This window comes from Streptomyces albidoflavus (genome assembly GCF_000719955.1).
Lineage (GTDB): Bacteria > Actinomycetota > Actinomycetes > Streptomycetales > Streptomycetaceae > Streptomyces > Streptomyces albidoflavus.
In genome coordinates, this window is sequence record NZ_JOII01000010.1 from 105,761 (window position 1) to 123,629 (window position 17,869).

Here is a 17,869-nt window from a genome sequence, read left to right on the forward strand (position 1 = left end):
CGGCGTACCCGCGGTGCCCGCCGGACGAGGCTCTCATCCGCTCCCGCCCCCGCCCCCGCCTCCGCGCCGAGCGCCGATCCCGCTCGCGCGATGCCGCAGCGCGGCGCCCAGCAGCAGGCGTACCGCCCCGGTGGAGGCGGCCAGCGCGAGCGAGTCCCAGGACGGTTCGCCCGCCAGCCGGATCAGTCCGGCCGCGAGCAGGAAGTCCGCCAGCAGAGCCACCACCGGCTGCACCTGTCGCAGGTGGATTGCGGCACACACCGCGCTGATCAGTCCGAACGCGGCCACCCAGAGGGCCGCCTGCCCCAGCAGAGCTGTCATGGCGCGGGAGCTGTGGCACCGCCGCGGTCATGAGCCGACAGCCTCTCCACCTCCCGGCGCTCCGCCTCGATCTCCCGGCCGAGGAAGAAGTTCAGTCCTGTGCGGATCGCCGCGATGGCGGCCAGTTGCCCGATCTGGTCGAAACTCGGGGCGATCGCCGTGCGCAGCACGTCCCCGGCCAGCTGGAACTCCAGCCCCAGAGCCAGGAATCGGCCCAAGGACAGCCGGATACGGTTGAAGCCGGCAATCGGACGGGCATTCCGGGGACGCCGTCGGCGTACACCGAGGAGCAGGAACTGGACGAACGCCCACACGGCCCCGATGAAGATCACCGCGGCGCCGCCGAACTCCACCAGACGCACGGTCAGGTCGACCGCCCTGTGCAAGGCCGATTCCGGCAGCAGATCCCAGTCCATACCGGACATTATCTGCCTGCCGCGAAGCCCGCACGGGGCTCGCCACCCCCGACGACCCGTCAATCAGCCGGGGAAAAGCATCATGCCGTGGCGCCGGAACGAGCCGCACCGAGATGTGTGGAGCCCGGCCCCGGCCGCTCGCGGAACCGAACCACAGCTCAGTCCGCCTCCCACACCGTCGTCACGTTGCAGAACTCGCGGATGCCCTCGGCGGCCAGCTCCCGGCCGTACCCGGAGCGCTTGATGCCGCCGAAGGGGAGCCCGGGGTGCGAGGCGGTCATGCCGTTGACGAAGACGCCGCCCGCCTGCAGGTCCCGCACGCAGCGGTCGATGTCGTGCCGGTCGCGGGTCCAGACGTTGGAACTCAGCCCGAAGGAGCTGTCGTTGGCCAGCTCCACCGCCTCGTCCAGGCTGCCCACCCGGTACACCGTCGCCACCGGGCCGAACGCCTCCTCGCGGTGGATGCGCATCGAGGAGTCGACCCCGGCCAGCACCGTCGGCGCGTAGAACCAGCCCCGGTCCTCGTACCCGTCGGGGCGGCGGCCGCCGCACAGCACCGCCGCTCCCTGGTCCACCGCGTCGTCGACCAGTTCGGCGAGGTCGCTGCGGCCCTGCTCGCTGGAGAGCGGGCCGACGTCGGTGGTGTCGTCCATCGGGTCGCCCACCCGCAGAGCCCGCATCCCCTCGGCGAAGCGCTGCGTGAACGCGTCGTACACCTCGGTGTGCACGATGAACCGCTTGGCGGCGATGCAGGACTGGCCGTTGTTCTGCACCCGCGCCGTCACCGCCGTCTTCGCCGCCCGCTCGACGTCGGCCGAGGGCAGCACCAGGTACGGGTCGCTGCCGCCCAGCTCCAGCACCGTCTTCTTGATCTCGTCGCCCGCCACCGAGGCCACCGACCGCCCGGCCGGCTCACTGCCGGTCAGGGTCGCCGCCACCACCCGCGGGTCGCGCAGGACCGCCTCGACCGCGCCGGAGCCGATCAGCAGCGTCTGGAAGCAGCCCTCCGGGTACCCGGCCCGGCGGAAGAGGGCCTCCAGGTAGAGCGCGGTCTGCGGCACGTTCGACGCGTGCTTCAGCAGCCCCACGTTGCCCGCCATCAGCGCGGGCGCGGCGAACCGGATCACCTGCCACAGCGGGAAGTTCCACGGCATCACCGCCAGCACCGGACCCAGCGGCCGGTACACCACCCGGGCCCGTGCCGCCCCCGAGTCCGCCACGTCGGCCTGGTCCGGGTGCTCGTCGGCGAGCAGCCCCTCGGCCCGGTCGGCGTACCAGCGCATCGCCTTCACGCACTTGGCCGCCTCCGCCCGGGCGGAGGCCACCGTCTTGCCCATCTCCAGGGTCATGGTGCGGGCGATCTCCGGGATGTCCTCCTCCAGCAGATCCGCCGCCCGGTGCAGCAGCCGCGCCCGGTCCGCGAAGGAGGTCAGCCGGTGCTCCCGGTACGCCTCCTCGGCCCGCGCCAGCCGCTTCTCGATCTCCTCGGACGTCAGCGCCTCGAACGTCCTCAGGGTCTCCCCGGTCGCCGGGTTCACCGTCGCGATCGCCATGCCCACACCTCTCGCTCCGGTACGCCGCGATCTGGGCGCGGCGTACGTCCACTCCAACCTGCCGCCCGCCCACGGACCCCGCAAACGGACACGGGGGCCGCGCACCGCGACCCCCGCCCAGCCCCGTGCCCCCGCCCCCGGCCTCTACACCCCGGCCACGCCCTCCTCCTCGGCGAGCCCCGCCACCAGCCGCTCCACGAAGGCCCGCTGCGCCACCACCAGCAGTGCCCGGGCCCGTCCCGGCGGCCACCACGCGACCCGGTCCAGCTCCGGGAACTCCCGAGTGCGGCCCGAGCCGCGCGGCCACTCCAGGGTGAAGGTGCCCGGAACCACCGTCTCCGGGTCGAGGTCCGCCTCCACCGCCCAGGCCGTCACCGTCTTGCCCCCGCTCTGCCGCACCTCGCCCAGCTCCCGCACCGGCCCCTCCGGCGGCGCCAGCCCCAGCTCCTCCCGGAACTCCCGCCGCGCCGCGTGCCAGGCGTCCTCGTCCTCGGCGTACTCGCCCTTCGGCACCGTCCAGGCGCCGGTGTCCTGGCGCGCCCAGTACGGCCCGCCCATGTGCCCGAGCAGGACCTCGATGCCGTCCGGCACCCGCCGGTACAGCAGCAGACCCGCACTGCGCCGTCCACCCATCCGCCCAGTCTGGCCGACCCGCCGCCACCTCGCCCGCCCGCACCGCGTACCCTCACCGCCCATGCGCGCCCGCCCCGCCCCCGCCGCCGTCACGGTCCCCGCCGACTGGCCCGCCACCGAGGCCGAGGCCCGGTCCGTGCAGGACACCCTGCGCGCCCGCGTCGACCTGACCGGGCCCGGCCCCGAGGTGGGCACCGGCACCGCCACCGGGGTGGACGTGGCCTACGACGACGTGCGCGGCCTGGTCGCCGCGGCCGCCGTCGTCCTGGACGCCGCCACCCTGGAGGTGGTCGAGGAGGCCACCGCCGTCGGCCCGGTCTCCTTCCCGTACGTCCCCGGGCTCCTCGCCTTCCGCGAACTGCCCGCCGTCCTCGCCGCCCTGGCCGCCCTCACCGCCCCGCCCGGCCTCGTCGTCTGCGACGGCTACGGCGTGGCCCACCCGCGCCGCTTCGGCCTCGCCAGCCACCTCGGCGTCCTGACCGGCCTCCCGGCCGTCGGCGTCGCCAAGAACCCCTTCACCTTCACCTACGAGTCACCCGGCGAACGGCGCGGCGACCAGACCCCGCTCACCGACGGCAGCGAGGAGGTCGGCCGCGCGCTCCGCACGCGCACCGCCGTCAAACCCGTCTACGTCTCCGCCGGCCACGGCGTCCCCCTCGACCGCGCCGTCGCCCACACCCTCCACCTCGCCCCCGCCTACCGCCTCCCCGAGACCACCCGCCACGCCGACGCCCTCTGCCGCGCCGCGCTCAAGGCCGCCGTGACCGGGGAAGCGGACCAGGGCTGAGCCCCGGGCTCCCGCCCGCCTCAGACCCCGGGCGCCCGCCGCACCGCGATCCCGTTCCGCTCCAGCAGCGCCGCCGTCACCCCGTCCCCGGGCACCAGCACCCCCCGGAACTCCCCGTCGTACACCTCACCCCGCCCGCACGAGGGACTCCGCGGCATCAGCACCGCCTCCGCACACCCGGCCCGCCGCGCGGCCGCAAGCGCCCGCCGCGCCCCCGCCACGAACGCCTCGGTGACATCCACCCCGTTCACATCCACAACCCGGGCCCGCCCGTCCAGCACGTCGTACCCGTCCCCGCCCACCAATTCGGCAGCAGCCCGAGGCGTGCCAAGCCCACCCGCCTGCTCCGGACAGAACGCCACCACCTCCCGCCCCGCCAACGCCTCGTCGACCCCCCGCACCGCCTTGTCCCGCCCGTCGAACCGACAGGGAACACCCCGCAGACAGGCACTGACCAGCACGGGAGGGGCCACCGGTTCATCAGTCACCGGTCCAGCCTAGGGCCAGGAGACAGCCCGGCCGGCGCCTGAGGCCGTCCGGGCAGCTCCCGGAATTGAGCTGAGCGCTTGCTTTCCGGGGGCTTGTGGCCCGGGCTCCCCGTCCATAACATCGACACTGTTACATCAGTTGTGTCACAAGGTCGGCGCGCGACGGAGCGAGGAAGACATGACGGACACGGCCACGACGGGCCCCCTGCACGGCGTCCGGGTGGTGGAACTGGCGGGCATAGGCCCGGGCCCGTTCGCCGCGATGCTCCTCGCCGACCTCGGCGCCGACGTGGTCCGCGTCGACCGCCCCGGCGGCGCCGGCCTCGGCATCGACCCGGCCCTGGACCTCACCAACCGCAACAAGCGCTCCGTCCTGGTCGACCTCAAGGCCGAGGACGGCGCCGCCCGCGTCCTGGACCTGGTGGAGCGCGCCGACATCCTCGTCGAGGGATACCGCCCCGGCGTCGCCGAACGCCTTGGCGTCGGCCCCGACGCCTGCCTCGCCCGCAACCCGCGCCTGGTCTACGGCCGGATGACCGGCTGGGGCCAGGAAGGCCCGCTCGCCGACCGCGCCGGACACGACATCGGCTACATCGCCGTCACCGGTGCCCTCGGCCTGGTCGGCGAGCCCGACGCACCCCCGGCCGTCCCCGCCAACCTGGTCGGCGACTACGCGGGCGGCTCCCTCTACCTCGTCACCGGCGTCCTCGCCGCCCTCCACCACGCCCGCGCCCACGGCACCGGCCAGGTGGTCGACGCCGCCATCGTGGACGGCACGGCCCACCTCACCACGATGATCCACGCCATGTTCGGCGCGGGCGTCTGGCAGGACCGCCGCCGCAGCAACCTCCTCGACGGCGGCGCCCCCTTCTACGGCTGCTACGCCACCGCCGACGGCGGCCACATGGCCGTGGGCGCCCTGGAGCCCCGCTTCTACGCCGAGTTCGCCCGCGTCCTCGGCCTGCCCGAGGAGACCCCGGACCAGTTCGACCTGGCCCGGTGGGACGAACTGCGCGAGGCGGTCACCGCCCGCTTCGCCTCCCGCACCCGAGAGGAGTGGACCGGGCTGTTCGCCGGCACCGACGCCTGCGTCGCCCCCGTCCTCTCTCTCGCCGAGGCCGCGAGTCACCCGCACCTCGCCGCCCGGGAGACCTTCACCACCCACGAGGGCCGCGTCCAGCCCGCCCCGGCCCCCCGCTTCTCCGCCACCCCGACCGCCGTCCGCACCGGCCCCGCGCTCCCCGGCGCCGACACCGCCGAGGTCGCCCGCGACTGGGGCCTCGGCCCCCGCTGACGTACCGGCACCGCCGCACACCGACCCGCACGGCGGGATTCGACCCGCGACCCCGCGCCCAGGAGGCACCGAGCATGGAACGGCAGATCTACACCGCCGAGCACGAGGCGTTCCGCGACACCGTCCGCACCTTCCTCGCCAAGGAGGTGCTGCCCCACTACGAGCAGTGGGAGCGGGACGGCATCACCAGCCGCGCCGCCTGGCTCGCCGCAGGCCGCCAGGGCCTGCTGGGCCTCGCCGTCGACGAGGAGTACGGGGGCGGGGGCAACCCCGACTTCCGCTACAGCGCGGTCCTCGGCGAGGAGTTCGCCCGCGCCGGGGTGTCCGGCCTCGCCGTCGGCCTGCACAACGACATCGTCGGCCCGTACCTCACCGGGCTCGCCACCGAGGAGCAGAAGCGTCGCTGGCTGCCCGGCTTCTGCTCGGGCGAGACCATCACCGCCATCGCCATGACCGAGCCCGGCGCGGGCTCCGACCTCCAGGGCATCCGCACCACCGCCGAGGACAAGGGCGACCACTTCCTGCTCAACGGCGCCAAGACCTTCATCTCCAACGGCATCCTCGCCGACCTCGTCGTGGTCGCCGCCAAGACCACCCCCGAGGGCGGCGCCCACGGCCTCTCCCTGCTGGTGGTGGAGCGCGGCGCCGAGGGGTTCGAGCGCGGCCGCAACCTCGACAAGATCGGCCAGAAGTCCCAGGACACCGCCGAGCTGTTCTTCCACGACGTCCGCGTCCCCAAGGAGAACCTGCTGGGTGAACGGGACGGCGCCTTCCTCCACCTGATGACCAATCTGGCGCAGGAGCGGATGGCCATCGCGGTCGCCGCCATCACCGCCGCCGAGCACCTGGTGGAGATCACCTCCACCTACGTCAAGGAGCGCGAGGCCTTCGGCCGCCCGCTCTCCCGCCTCCAGCACATCCGCTTCGAGATCGCCGAGATGGCCACCGAGTGCGCCGTCACCCGCGCCTTCCTCGACCGCTGCATCGCCGACCACGCCGAGGGGAAGCTCGACGCGGTGCACGCCTCGATGGCCAAATGGTGGGCCACCGAACTCCAGAAGCGCACCGCCGACCGCTGCCTCCAGCTCCACGGCGGCTACGGCTACATGAACGAGTACCCCGTCGCCAAGGCCTTCACCGACGGGCGCATCCAGACCATCTACGGCGGGACGACCGAGATCATGAAGGAGATCATCGGCCGCTCCCTGCTGGGCTGACCGGCCCGCCGCTCCGCACTCCCCGAAAGGCTCCAGTCTTGACCACCGAAGCGTACGTCTACGACGCGATCCGCACCCCGCGCGGTCGCGGCAAGGCCAACGGCTCCCTGCACGGCACCAAGCCGATCGACCTCGTCGTCGGCCTCATCCACGAGATCCGCGCCCGGTTCCCCGACCTCGACCCGGCCGCCGTGGACGACATCGTCCTCGGCGTGGTCAGCCCCATCGGAGACCAGGGCTCCGACATCGCCCGGATCGCGGCCATCGCCGCCGGGCTGCCGGACACCGTCGCGGGCGTCCAGGAGAACCGCTTCTGCGCCTCCGGCCTGGAGGCCGTCAACCTGGCCGCCGCCAAGGTCCGCTCCGGCTGGGAGGACCTGGTCCTGGCGGGCGGCGTCGAGTCGATGTCCCGCGTCTCCATGGGCTCGGACGGCGGCGCCTGGGCGATGGACCCGATGACCAGCTTCGAGACCGGCTTCGCCCCCCAGGGCATCGGCGCCGACCTCATCGCCACCATCGAGGGGTTCAGCCGCCGCGACGTGGACGAGTACGCCGCCCTCTCCCAGGAGCGGGCCGCCACCGCCTGGAAGGAGGGCCGGTTCGCCCGCTCGGTCGTGCCCGTCCGCGACCGCAACGGCCTGACCGTCCTCGACCACGACGAGCACCTGCGGCCCGGCACCACCGCCGACTCCCTCGCCGCCCTCAAGCCGTCCTTCGCGGGCATCGGCGACCTCGGCGGCTTCGACGCCGTGGCGCTCCAGAAGTACCACTGGGTCGAGAAGATCGACCACGTCCACCACGCGGGCAACTCCTCCGGCATCGTCGACGGCGCCTCCCTGGTCGCCGTCGGCAGCCGCGAGACCGGCGAGCGGTACGGCCTGACCCCGCGCGCCCGGATCGTCTCGGCCGCCGTCTCCGGCTCCGAGCCCACCATCATGCTGACCGGCCCCGCCCCCGCCACCCGCAAGGCGCTGGCCAAGGCCGGGCTGACCATCGACGACATCGACCTCGTCGAGATCAACGAGGCCTTCGCCGGTGTGGTGCTGCGCTTCGTCAAGGACATGGGGCTCAGCCTGGACAAGGTCAACGTCAACGGCGGCGCCATCGCGCTCGGCCACCCCCTCGGCGCCACCGGCGCGATGATCCTCGGCACCCTCATCGACGAACTGGAGCGGCAGGACAAGCGGTACGGCCTCGCCACCCTCTGCGTCGGCGGCGGCATGGGCGTCGCCACCATCGTCGAACGCCTCTGATCCGCCCGCGCCCCCGCCCTTCCGCCCGCCCACACGGAGCAGCCACACATGAGTGAGTCCACCACCGCGTCGACCATCCGCTGGGAGCAGGACGACACCGGCGTCGTCACGCTCGTCCTCGACGACCCGGCCCAGTCCGCCAACACCATGAACGCGGCCTTCATCCGCTCGATCGGCGAGATCGCCGACCGCGCGGAGGCTGAGAAGGACACCATCCGCGGGATCATCGTCACCTCCGCGAAGAAGACCTTCTTCGCCGGCGGCGACCTCAAGGACATGATCCAGGCCACCCCCGACCAGGCCCAGGAGATTTTCGAGCGCGGCCTCGCCATCAAGAAGGCGCTGCGCCGCATCGAGACCCTCGGCAAGCCGGTCGTCGCCGCCATCAACGGCGCGGCCCTCGGCGGCGGCTACGAGATCGCCCTCGCCTGCCACCACCGCATCGCCCTGGACGCCCCCGGCTCCAAGATCGGCCTGCCCGAGGTCACCCTCGGCCTGCTGCCCGCCGGCGGCGGCGTCACCCGCACCGTGCGGCTGCTCGGTGTCACCGACGCGCTGCTCAAGCTGCTCCTCCAGGGCACCCAGTACAGCCCCCGCCGCGCCCTCGACAACGGCCTGGTGCACGCGGTCGCCGAGACGCCCGAGCAGATGCTGGTGGACGCCCGCGCCTTCATCGACGCCCACCCGGAGTCGGTCCAGCCCTGGGACGTCAAGGGCTACCGCATCCCGGGCGGCACCCCGGCCCACCCCAAGTTCGCCGCCAACCTCCCGGCGTTCCCGGCCAACCTCAAGAAGCAGACCTCCGGCGCCCCCTACCCGGCCCCGCGCAACATCCTCGCGGCCGCCGTCGAGGGCTCCCAGGTCGACTTCGAGACGGCCCAGGTCATCGAGGCCCGCTACTTCACCGAGCTGGTCACCGGGCAGATCGCCAAGAACATGATCCAGGCGTTCTTCTTCGACCTCCAGGCCGTCAACTCCGGCGCCAACCGGCCCAAGGACGTGGAGCGCTCCACCGTCCGCAAGGTCGCCGTCCTCGGCGCCGGGATGATGGGCGCCGGCATCGCCTACTCCTGCGCCCGCGCCGGCATCGAGGTCCTCCTCAAGGATGTCACCCCCGAGGCCGCCGCCAAGGGCAAGGCGTACTCCGAGAAGCTGTGCGACAAGGCCGTCTCCCGGGGCCGTACCACCCGGGAGAAGGCGGACCAGGTGCTCGCCCGGATCACGCCGACCGCCGAGGCCGCCGACCTCGCCGGGTGCGACGCGGTGATCGAGGCGGTCTTCGAGGACACCTCGCTCAAGCACAAGGTCTTCCAGGAGATCCAGGACGTCGTCGCCCCCGACGCGCTGCTCTGCTCCAACACCTCCACCCTGCCCATCACCGCACTCGCCGAGGGCGTGGAGCGGCAGGAGGACTTCATCGGCCTGCACTTCTTCTCGCCGGTCGACAAGATGCCGCTGGTGGAGATCATCAAGGGCGAGCGGACCGGCGACGTGGCGCTGGCCCGCGCCTTCGACCTGGTCCGGCAGATCAAGAAGACCCCGATCGTGGTCAACGACTCCCGGGGCTTCTTCACCTCCCGGGTGATCGGCCACTTCATCAACGAGGGCGTCGCCATGGTCGGCGAGGGGCTCGACCCGGTCTCCGTGGAGCAGGCCGCCGCCCAGGCCGGCTACCCGGCCAAGGTCCTCTCCCTGGTCGACGAGCTGACGCTCACCCTGCCGCGCAAGATCCGCAACGAGACGAAGAAGGCGATCGAGGAGGCCGGCGGCACCTGGCCCGACCACCCGGCCGACGCGGTGGTGGACCGCATGGTCGACGAGTTCGGCCGCACCGGCCGCAGCGGCGGCGCCGGCTTCTACGACTACGCCGAGGACGGCTCCCGCGCCGGGCTCTGGCCGGGGCTGCGCGAGCACTTCACCCGGCCGGGCACCACCATCCCGTTCCGGGACATGCAGGAGCGGATGCTTTTCTCGGAGGCGCTGGACACCGTCCGCCTCGTCGAGGAAGGCGTCCTCACCTCGGTCGCCGACGCCAACATCGGCTCCATCATGGGCATCGGCTTCCCCGCCTGGACCGGCGGCATCCTCCAGTACATCAACGGCTACGAGGGCGGCCTGCTCGGCTTCGTGGCCCGCGCCGAGGAGCTGGCCGCCACCTACGGCGAGCGGTTCACGCCCCCGGCGCTGCTGGTGGCCAAGGCCGAGAAGGGCGAGCGGTTCACCGACTGACCCGCTCCCTCCCGCACCGGGGCCCCCGTCCGCCTGCCGCAGGCGGACGGGGGCACCGTCGTACGGGCCGCCCTACTCCTTGTCCGCGCCCGCCGGCAGCCAGCTGCGCAGCTCGTCCCTGAGCGAGCGCTGGAACGTCGCCACCAGGGCCTGCACCACCAGCGGCTGCATGTGCGCCGAGAGCGACTTGATCCGCTCCACCTCGCCGGGATCGCCGGCCGCCCCGGCGTTCTCCCACACCTCGTCCTTGAAGAGCCGCGACAGTTCCGCCGCGGCCGAGCGGGCGTGCTCCATGAGGATGGCCCGCGCCGCGAGGATCGCCTCGTGCGAGATCGGTACGTCCAGCAGTTGCAGGCCGAGCCGGAGCATCGCCGGGTCGACCAGGAAGGCGTCCGGCTCGGCGGTGGCCGCCAGCGCGCCCATCGCGGTCAGCCGCGCCACGTCCTGCCCGGTCAGCGGCCGCCCGGCCCGCCGTTCCAGCTCCGCCCGGGAGGTCTCCTCCGCGGCGTCCGGCACCCAGGCGGCGACCAGCGCCCGGTGCAGGGCGAGGTCCTGGTCGCTCAGGTCGGCGGGGAGCCGCTCCAGGTACCGCTCGATCGCTGCCAGGGTCAGACCCTGGTGCTGGAGGTCCTCGATCAGCGCCAGCCGCGACAGGTGCGCGGGGCCGTAGTGGCCCACCCGGCGCGGGCCGATGGCCGGGGGCGGCAGCAGGCCGCGGGTGGAGTAGAAGCGGATGGTGCGGACGGTGACCCCCGTCCGGGCGGCCAGCTCGTCGATCGTGAGCGTCGGCTCGCCGGTCTCCGTCGTCATGTCAGCGCCTCCTCTGGAGTGCAACAGTATTGCTGTCTCACCGGTGTGGTGAAAGTGGCCACGGCGGCCGGTGAGGCGGAATCGGAGCTTCCGTCAGGGAGGAACCGGACATGTCCGGTTCTGCGCTTCACGCGACCGGAACCGGGCGTCGGCATGCGCACACAATCCCCGCTTTTGACAGGTGCAAGGTGCGCGGGTCTGGGCAGGGGCGAAGTGCTGTGGCCCCCATGGGCCCGTGCCCGCCCAGGTCCCCCGGCCGGCAGGCCGGACGTTCCGCCTGACGGCGGGAACCGTTCGACACCGGCTCTCACCGGCCTGTCCGGGGGCGGCTCTGTGGTAGGCGTCAGCGGATACATGTCCCTTTGTCCCCCATCCACGTCCACCCCGAAAGGTGCCGCCTGTGACGCGCGAAGAGCACACACCAGGGGCCGGCGACGGCCCGAAGCTCGCGCCGGACACCCCACCCGGCGGCCCCGCCGAACGCAGCGGGCCCACCACCGACCGCATCGTGTTCGGTGTGACCGCGGCCCTCACCCTGGCCTTCGTCCTGTGGGGCGCGCTCGCCACCGACGCGCTGGAGTCCGCCTCCAGCACGATGCTGAACTGGCTCATCCACAACGGCGGCTGGGCCTTCATGCTCGCCGCCACCGGCTTCGTCGTCTTCGCCCTCTGGCTGGCGATGAGTCGTTACGGCAAGATCACCCTGGGCGCCGAGGGGGAGGGGCCGGAGTTCCGGACCGTCTCCTGGATCGCCATGATGTTCAGCGCCGGCATGGGCATCGGCCTGATGTTCTTCGGCGTCAGCGAGCCGCTCGCCCACTTCGCCGACCCGCCGCCCGGCACCGACCCGGCCGACGCCGGCGAGGCCATGCAGACCGCGATGGCGACCACCCTCTTCCACTGGACGCTCCACCCGTGGGCGATCTACGCCGTGGTCGGCCTCGCCATCGCCTACAGCACGTTCCGCAGGCGGCGCCGCCAGACCATCAGCGCGGTCTTCGAGCCGCTCATCGGTGAGAAGCGCTCCCGGGGCGTCCTGGGCCGCGTCATCGACATCATCGCGATCTTCGCGACCCTCTTCGGCTCCGCCGCCTCGCTCGGCCTCGGCGCCCTGCAGATCGGCAGCGGCATCGAGGAGCTGGACTGGCTCTCGGTCGCCGGGACCGGTCTGCTGGTCGTCATCATCGCCGTACTGACCGTGGCCTTCGTCGCCTCCGCCGTCTCCGGCGTGGAACGCGGCATCCAGTGGCTCTCCAACATCAACATGGTGCTGGCGCTGCTGCTCGCGCTCTTCGTCTTCATCGCCGGGCCGACCGTCATCATGCTCGACATGCTGCCGACCTCCATCGGCGCCTACCTCCAGGACCTCCCGCAGCTCATCGGCCGCACCGAGGCCGCGGCGGGCAAGGACGTCGGCGACTGGCTCGGCTCCTGGACGGTCTTCTACTGGGCCTGGTGGATCTCCTGGACGCCCTTCGTCGGCATGTTCATCGCCCGGATCAGCCGGGGCCGCACCATCCGCCAGTTCGTCGGCGGCGTCATCCTGGTGCCCAGCACGGTCAGCCTCATCTGGTTCGCCATCTTCGGCACCAGCGCGATGAGCCTCGCCGAGGAGGGCCGGCTCGCCGCCGACGCCTCCCAGGAGGCGCAGCTCTTCGGCGTCCTCGCCGAGTACCCGATCGCCACCGTCACCAGCATCCTGGTGATGGTCCTGGTCGGTATCTTCTTCGTCTCCGGTGCCGACGCGGCCTCCATCGTGATGGGCACCCTCTCGCAGAAGGGCCGCCTGGAGCCGGGCCGGTTCGTCGTCATCTTCTGGGGTGTCGTCACCGGAGCCGTCGCCGCGATCATGCTGCTCATCGGTGGCGGTGAGGACGACGCGCTGACGGGCCTCCAGAACCTCACCATCCTGGTGGCCGCGCCGTTCGTCGTGGTGATGATCGGCATGTGCGTCGCCCTCATGCGCGACCTGCGCCGCGACCCGCTCATCGTGCGCGGCGTGATGGGCAACGAGGCCGTCGAGATGGCGGTCGTCGCCGGTCACGAGAAGTACGACGGCGACTTCGAGATCCGCATCGGCCCCGGCCAGGGGCCCGAGAGCGCCGGTGACCCGGTCGGTATCACCGGTCCCGAGGACGACGGGGAGGGCGGGGAGCGCATCCACGTCAAGTCCTGACCCCCCACCACCGAGCCTGTGCCCGCCCCGCCTTCCCGGCGCGGCGGGCACCGGCGTCCCGGGGGCCGGTACGCCCGTCCCGTCACACGTCCAGCAGCGCCGCCACCTCGTCGGCGCATCCCCAGGCCACGGTCACTCCGGCCCCGCCGTGCCCGTAGTTGTGCACCAGCACGCCGCCGCCGGGCAGTTCCTCGCGCTCCAGCCGGACCCCGCCGGCCCGCTCGGGCCGCAGCCCCACCCGGTGGCCGAGCACCCGGGCGCCGGCGATCTCCGGCCGCAGCCCGGCGCAGCGCGCCACGATCTCCCGCGCCGTCACCGGGTCGGGCTCCAGGGAGTCCGCCCCGGCCTCGGCGGTCCCGCCCAGCAGCAGCCGCCCCGGCTGCGGGATGAAGTACGTCGACTCGGAGCCCGTGCCGGTGTGGGTGAACCAGGTGTCCACCCCCGGGTTCTCCACCACGACCAGCTGCCCGCGCACCGGCCGCATCCCGGCGTCGGGGACCAGGTGGGCCGCGCCCAGCCCGGTGCAGTTGACCACCGCCCGGGCGCCTTCGGCGGCCTCGGCCAGCGACGTGACCGTCCGTCGCTCGACCCGGCCCCCGGCCGCCTCCAGCCGCCCCAGCAGCCAGGTCAGATGCGCCGGCATGTCCAGCACCGGCAGCCGGGCCCACAGCCCGTCGCCGGGCGTGTACTCCGCCTCGGTCGCCGCCCGCAGCCCGTCCACCTCGGCGGCCCAGGCGCCGAGCCCGTCGAGGGGGGTCGCCGCGTGCACCCCGGAGACCAGGCGCGCGCCGGTCTCCTCGGGCCGGTCCAGCAGCCCCGCGTAGACCTCCAGCGAGCGCAGCGCCCAGGCGCCGACCCGCTCCTCCGGTTCGATGCGGTACGGCCACCACAGGCCGCCCGCCACCGCCGAGGTCGTCGCCCCCGGCTCCCCGGGGCTCCACAGCCGGACCCGGTGACCCGCTTCCGCGAGCACCACCGCCGAGGTCAGCCCGATGACTCCGCCGCCCACCACGATCGTTTCGCCGTTCATGGCCGGACCGTAACGGAGGGGCCGTCCACGGGGCCAGGGCGGGGTCGGCGGCCGGTCTGTGTGACCATGGCGGCCGGTCGAGGGGGAGGAGCCGGGGATGGCGGAACGCCAGGAGCAGGGGACGTTCGAGCAGGACACGGCGGAGCGGCTGCGGGCCGTCTGCGGGGAGCTGGCGGAGCGCTTCCACGAACGGGCCGACGCGGTGCGCACCCTCTGGGCCACGCTGCTGGCCGGCCAGCACTCGCTGCTGCTCGGCCCGCCCGGGACGGCCAAGTCGGAACTGGCCCGGGAGGTCACCGGCCGCGTGGAGGGTGCCGCGTACTGGGAGATCCTGCTCTCCAAGTTCACCGCGCCGACGCGGATGTTCGGGCCGGTCGACGTCGGGGCGCTGGCCCGGGGCGAGTACCGGCAGGTCTTCGAAGGCCGGGCCACCACCGCGCACATCGCCTTCGTCGACGAGATCTTCAAGTGCTCCACCGCCGCGCTCAACGAGACCCTCGGCTTCCTCAACGAACGGCTCTACCACCCCGAGAACGGCGGCGAGCCCATCCGCTGCCCCCTGATCGGCGCCATCACCGCCAGCAACGAACTCCCCTCCGGCGAGGAGAGCGCCGCCGTCTACGACCGGCTGCTGGTGCGGATCGAGGTCGGCTACCTCGCCGACCCCTCGAACTTCGCCGCCCTGATCCGCTCCGCCGTCACCCCGCCCGCCCCGCCGAGGCGCACCACCGTCACCCTGGCCGCGCTCCAGCACGCGGTGACCGAGGAGGTGCCGGCCGTCCCCGTCCCCGACGCGGTGGTGGACGCGCTGTGCACCCTGCGGGCCGCCCTGCGCCGCAAGGAACTGATCGCCTCCGACCGCCGCTGGCGCCAGTCGGTACGCCTCCTCCAGGCCTCCGCCTACCTCGACGGCCGCCCCGAAGTCGCCGAGACGGACCTCTCCGTCCTCACCCACGTGCTGTGGGACTCGCCCGCCCAGCGGCCGACGGTCGAGCGCGAGGTGCTCCAGCTGGTCAACCCCGACGCCCGGGAGGCGCTCGACCTCGCCGACACCATCGAGGAGCTGGAGGCGCAGCTCGACTCGATGGCCGGGCAGTCCCGGGAGGCGCTCAGCGAGTGGGTCATCAAGAACGCCCACCAGAAGCTGGCCCTGGCCGGTACGCGCCTGGAGAGGCTGCGCGAGGAGGCGGCCGCCGCAGGACGCTCCACCGCCGCCATCGAACGCGTCACCGGCCGTCAGCGAGCGGTACGCGCCCGCGTCCTCACCGAGGCACTGGGCGTGGACGCCAGCACGGTGCAGGCGCGGCTCTGAGGCCGGGGGAGCCCGCCGTGGCGGACAGCACAGGGCAGGAGCCCACCGAACCGGGGCACACCGGCGCGGTGGCCGCCGACCCGTACGACCGGATCGCCTGGCGCGACCTCTACGCCCGGTCGGCCGCGCTGCGGGAACTCGCCGCCGAACTGGCGGCCCGCCACGCCCACACCACCGACCTGCTCGCCGACGCCTTCCTCGCCGCCTACCTGGCCGCGCCCCGGGTGCGCGAGGCGGCCGAGATGGCCCCCTCCCGGCGCTTCAACCGCGAGGTCGTCGCGGAACTGGCCGCCTCCCCGGGCTTCGCCGCCCTGCGCCGCGAGACGGCCGGCGACCCGTACGCGGCCGCCCTGGCCGTACTGGCCGAGGCCCCGGCCCTGCGGCTGCTGCTGGACCGCACCGAGCCGGTCCGGGAGGCGGCCGACCGCGCGGCCGAGTCCCGCCGGAGCGCCGGCCGCCCGGCCCGGACGGCGGGGGAGACGGCCCGGCAGGCCGGAGCCACCGCCGGCGCCCTCGGAGCCGGGGCGACCTCGGCCGACGGCGCGGCGGGACCCGCCTCCGCGCCCGCCGCCCCGGCCGGGCAGGCGGCCTCCCGGGCCGAGGCGGCGGCCCGTCAGGCCCTGGAAGCGGCAACCCCCGGCATCCGCGCCGCCGCCCGCACCGCCACCGCGCAGGCCGTGCGGGTCACCCGCGAGGAGGCCGCGCTGATGCGGGCCTGGGGCGTGGGCCACGGCGAACTGGAACGGATGCCCTACGAGGAGCGCGCCCGTCTCGCCGAACGGCTGCGTACCGGCCGCCTGGCACGGTGGGCCGAACTGATCGGCCGCTTCCGGCAGATGGCCGACGGCGAGCGCGCCCGCAAGGTCGAGAACGCCACCGGCGAACTGATCGGCGTCACCCTCGGCGACGACCTCTCCCGCGTCCTCCCCTCGGAACTGGCCCACCTCGGACTCCCGGAACTGCGCGCGGTCTTCGCCGCCCGGTACGCGGCCGGGGAACTCATGCTCTACGACAGCCGGGGCGAGCAGACGACGGGCCAGGGCGCCGTCATCGCCTGCGTGGACACCTCCCACTCCATGTACGAAGAAGGGCCCGGCGGCATCACCCGCGAGGCCTGGTCCAAGGCGTGCGCCCTGGCCCTGCTCGACCAGGCCCGCCACGCCCGGCGCGACTTCGTCGGCATCCTCTTCTCCGCCGCCGACAAGCTCCAGGTCTTCCGCTTCCCGGCCGACCGGCCCGCCCCGGTCGAGCGGGTCCTGGAGTTCGCGGAGACCTTCCTCGGCGGCGGCACCAGCTACCAGCGCCCCCTGTCGGCCGCCGCCGCCCTCCTCGCGGAGGAGTTCGACACGGCCGCACGCGGACGCGGCGACATCGTGCTCATCACCGACGACGAGTGCGGCGTCACCGAACAGTGGACCCGCGAGTGGCAGGAAGCCAGACACCGCCTCGGCTTCCGCCTCTTCGGCCTCGCCGTCGGCGCCCCCACGGCCACCGCCTCCGGCTCGGTCCTGGAGGCCCTGTGCGACAACCTCCGCCCGATCGAGGACCTGACGGACGTGCGGGCGGCGGCGGACCTCTTCCGGCTGATCTGACGGGGAGGGGGCGGCCGGTGAACAGGCGTCCGGAGCCGGCCACCCGTCGGGCCTCCGACATGCCGGCCACCCCGGACCTCTGGCACCACTACGGCCGTGCCCGTGCCAGCCGCGACCGTGCCGTGCCCCGTGCCTTCCGCTGGGACTGGGCCCAGGCGGGCGGGCCGGGCGCCGAGGTGCTGGGCGGCCTTGGTGGGCGTGTCGTCGGAGAACTCGGAGCCGGGGCAGGGCGGCATGCCGCGCACCTGGTCGCGTACCACGCGCCGGCCGAGGTGCTGGCGGTCGACGCCTCACCGGCCCAGCACGCCCTGACCGTCGGCCTGTACGGACATCTGGCGCCCCGTCTGCGTTGCGTGCACGCGGGGGCCGTGGAGCATCTGCGGGTCAGGGCGGGCGCCTACGACGTGCTCTACAGCGTCTTCGGCGCCGTCGACTTCACCGAGCCCCGCGCTCTTCTCCCCGCCGCGTGTGCCGCGCTGCGGCCGGGCGGGCGGCTGGTGTTCTCCACCCTGGCCCACCACGTGGGAGGCGCGCCCGCCCGGCCGGAGGTGACGGCCACCGAGATCCCGGCGAGGACGCCGGACGGGGTGGTGGCGTCCATGCGTCGCTGGGTGCTGACTGCGTCGGTGTGGGCGAACGCCCTGGAGTGGGCCGGGTTCGCCGGCGTCCGCGCGGACGTGCTCCCGGCCGCCGGGGACCGGGAGCACGCGGTCGCCACGCTGTTGGTCAGGGCCTTCCGCCCGGCAGGCTGAGGGGCG

At 73.7% G+C, this 17,869-nt stretch carries 16 protein-coding genes; 9 read left to right on the forward strand and 7 right to left on the reverse strand.

Annotated features, from left to right (window positions below):
* Positions 1 to 33: 33 nt before the first annotated feature.
* The 4 genes from IF45_RS0113795 to IF45_RS0113810 form a co-directional block, all read right to left on the reverse strand.
* Positions 34 to 321 (reverse strand): hypothetical protein, encoded by a 288-nt coding sequence (locus IF45_RS0113795; RefSeq protein WP_008408355.1) that lies wholly within the window; start codon positions 319 to 321, stop codon positions 34 to 36.
* Entirely contained in the window at positions 318 to 737 is a 420-nt protein-coding gene (locus IF45_RS0113800; RefSeq protein WP_003952047.1) for a DUF1622 domain-containing protein, read from the reverse strand. The genes IF45_RS0113795 and IF45_RS0113800 overlap by 4 nt, the downstream gene beginning before the upstream one ends.
* Before the next feature lie 158 nt (positions 738 to 895).
* Positions 896 to 2,290: an NADP-dependent succinic semialdehyde dehydrogenase gene (locus IF45_RS0113805; RefSeq protein ID WP_003952048.1), complete on the reverse strand. Its 1,395-nt coding sequence runs from the start codon at positions 2,288 to 2,290 to the stop codon at positions 896 to 898.
* Positions 2,291 to 2,434: 144 nt separating this feature from the next.
* Positions 2,435 to 2,923 (reverse strand): NUDIX hydrolase, encoded by a 489-nt coding sequence (locus IF45_RS0113810; protein WP_015506764.1) that lies wholly within the window; start codon positions 2,921 to 2,923, stop codon positions 2,435 to 2,437.
* A 61-nt stretch (positions 2,924 to 2,984) separates the two neighbouring features.
* Between IF45_RS0113810 and IF45_RS0113815 the strand changes: the two genes are divergently transcribed.
* Positions 2,985 to 3,710, forward strand: coding sequence for an endonuclease V (locus tag IF45_RS0113815; RefSeq protein WP_030307645.1), 726 nt, complete (start codon positions 2,985 to 2,987; stop codon positions 3,708 to 3,710).
* Positions 3,711 to 3,730: 20 nt separating this feature from the next.
* On the opposite strand, the gene IF45_RS0113820 is transcribed toward IF45_RS0113815, so the two are convergent.
* A complete protein-coding gene (locus IF45_RS0113820) occupies positions 3,731 to 4,183 on the reverse strand; it encodes a 2-thiouracil desulfurase family protein (RefSeq protein WP_037638018.1) in 453 nt (150 codons plus the stop codon).
* A gap of 193 nt (positions 4,184 to 4,376) precedes the next feature.
* On the opposite strand from IF45_RS0113820, the gene IF45_RS0113825 reads away from it, so the two are divergent.
* The 4 genes from IF45_RS0113825 (at position 4,377) to IF45_RS0113840 (ending at position 10,191) form a co-directional block, all read left to right on the forward strand.
* Positions 4,377 to 5,492 carry a CaiB/BaiF CoA transferase family protein gene (locus tag IF45_RS0113825; protein ID WP_030307648.1) on the forward strand — a complete coding sequence of 372 codons (1,116 nt, stop codon included), beginning with the start codon at positions 4,377 to 4,379 and terminating at the stop codon, positions 5,490 to 5,492.
* A 74-nt stretch (positions 5,493 to 5,566) separates the two neighbouring features.
* Complete coding sequence (locus tag IF45_RS0113830; RefSeq protein WP_003952053.1) at positions 5,567 to 6,709, forward strand: acyl-CoA dehydrogenase family protein; 1,143 nt, start codon at positions 5,567 to 5,569, stop codon at positions 6,707 to 6,709.
* Between the two features lie 38 nt (positions 6,710 to 6,747).
* A complete protein-coding gene (locus IF45_RS0113835) occupies positions 6,748 to 7,962 on the forward strand; it encodes an acetyl-CoA C-acetyltransferase (protein WP_008404371.1) in 1,215 nt (404 codons plus the stop codon).
* 48 nt (positions 7,963 to 8,010) lie between these two features.
* Complete coding sequence (locus IF45_RS0113840; protein WP_030307651.1) at positions 8,011 to 10,191, forward strand: 3-hydroxyacyl-CoA dehydrogenase NAD-binding domain-containing protein; 2,181 nt, start codon at positions 8,011 to 8,013, stop codon at positions 10,189 to 10,191.
* A 72-nt stretch (positions 10,192 to 10,263) separates the two neighbouring features.
* Here the strand turns inward: IF45_RS0113840 and IF45_RS0113845 are convergent, their stop codons facing one another.
* Entirely contained in the window at positions 10,264 to 11,001 is a 738-nt protein-coding gene (locus IF45_RS0113845) for a MerR family transcriptional regulator (protein WP_018468927.1), read from the reverse strand.
* Between the two features lie 400 nt (positions 11,002 to 11,401).
* On the opposite strand from IF45_RS0113845, the gene IF45_RS0113850 reads away from it, so the two are divergent.
* Positions 11,402 to 13,177, forward strand: coding sequence for a BCCT family transporter (locus IF45_RS0113850; RefSeq protein WP_015506762.1), 1,776 nt, complete (start codon positions 11,402 to 11,404; stop codon positions 13,175 to 13,177).
* 82 nt (positions 13,178 to 13,259) lie between these two features.
* Here the strand turns inward: IF45_RS0113850 and IF45_RS0113855 are convergent, their stop codons facing one another.
* A complete protein-coding gene (locus IF45_RS0113855) occupies positions 13,260 to 14,207 on the reverse strand; it encodes an NAD(P)/FAD-dependent oxidoreductase (protein ID WP_003952058.1) in 948 nt (315 codons plus the stop codon).
* A 97-nt stretch (positions 14,208 to 14,304) separates the two neighbouring features.
* Between IF45_RS0113855 and IF45_RS0113860 the strand changes: the two genes are divergently transcribed.
* From IF45_RS0113860 to IF45_RS0113870, 3 genes are read left to right on the forward strand one after another with little or no spacing between them, the layout of a single operon-like run.
* Positions 14,305 to 15,519, forward strand: coding sequence for an AAA family ATPase (locus IF45_RS0113860; RefSeq protein WP_003952059.1), 1,215 nt, complete (start codon positions 14,305 to 14,307; stop codon positions 15,517 to 15,519).
* A gap of 17 nt (positions 15,520 to 15,536) precedes the next feature.
* Entirely contained in the window at positions 15,537 to 17,111 is a 1,575-nt protein-coding gene (locus IF45_RS0113865; protein ID WP_015506761.1) for a VWA domain-containing protein, read from the forward strand.
* 59 nt (positions 17,112 to 17,170) lie between these two features.
* A complete protein-coding gene (locus IF45_RS0113870) occupies positions 17,171 to 17,863 on the forward strand; it encodes a class I SAM-dependent methyltransferase (RefSeq protein WP_030307653.1) in 693 nt (230 codons plus the stop codon).
* The last annotated feature ends 6 nt before the right edge of the window (positions 17,864 to 17,869 follow it).

Bases quoted from the DNA above. Each gene is read 5' to 3' on its own strand.
- IF45_RS0113795 (WP_008408355.1), bottom strand. From the start codon at position 321: ATGACAGCTCTGCTGGGGCAGGCGGCCCTCTGGGTGGCCGCGTTCGGA.
- IF45_RS0113800 (WP_003952047.1), bottom strand. From the start codon at position 737: ATGGACTGGGATCTGCTGCCGGAATCGGCCTTGCACAGGGCGGTCGAC.
- IF45_RS0113805 (WP_003952048.1), bottom strand. From the start codon at position 2,290: ATGGCGATCGCGACGGTGAACCCGGCGACCGGGGAGACCCTGAGGACG.
- IF45_RS0113810 (WP_015506764.1), bottom strand. From the start codon at position 2,923: ATGGGTGGACGGCGCAGTGCGGGTCTGCTGCTGTACCGGCGGGTGCCG.
- IF45_RS0113815 (WP_030307645.1), top strand. From the start codon at position 2,985: ATGCGCGCCCGCCCCGCCCCCGCCGCCGTCACGGTCCCCGCCGACTGG.
- IF45_RS0113825 (WP_030307648.1), top strand. From the start codon at position 4,377: ATGACGGACACGGCCACGACGGGCCCCCTGCACGGCGTCCGGGTGGTG.
- IF45_RS0113830 (WP_003952053.1), top strand. From the start codon at position 5,567: ATGGAACGGCAGATCTACACCGCCGAGCACGAGGCGTTCCGCGACACC.
- IF45_RS0113840 (WP_030307651.1), top strand. From the start codon at position 8,011: ATGAGTGAGTCCACCACCGCGTCGACCATCCGCTGGGAGCAGGACGAC.
- IF45_RS0113845 (WP_018468927.1), bottom strand. From the start codon at position 11,001: ATGACGACGGAGACCGGCGAGCCGACGCTCACGATCGACGAGCTGGCC.
- IF45_RS0113855 (WP_003952058.1), bottom strand. From the start codon at position 14,207: ATGAACGGCGAAACGATCGTGGTGGGCGGCGGAGTCATCGGGCTGACC.
- IF45_RS0113860 (WP_003952059.1), top strand. From the start codon at position 14,305: ATGGCGGAACGCCAGGAGCAGGGGACGTTCGAGCAGGACACGGCGGAG.
- IF45_RS0113870 (WP_030307653.1), top strand. From the start codon at position 17,171: ATGCCGGCCACCCCGGACCTCTGGCACCACTACGGCCGTGCCCGTGCC.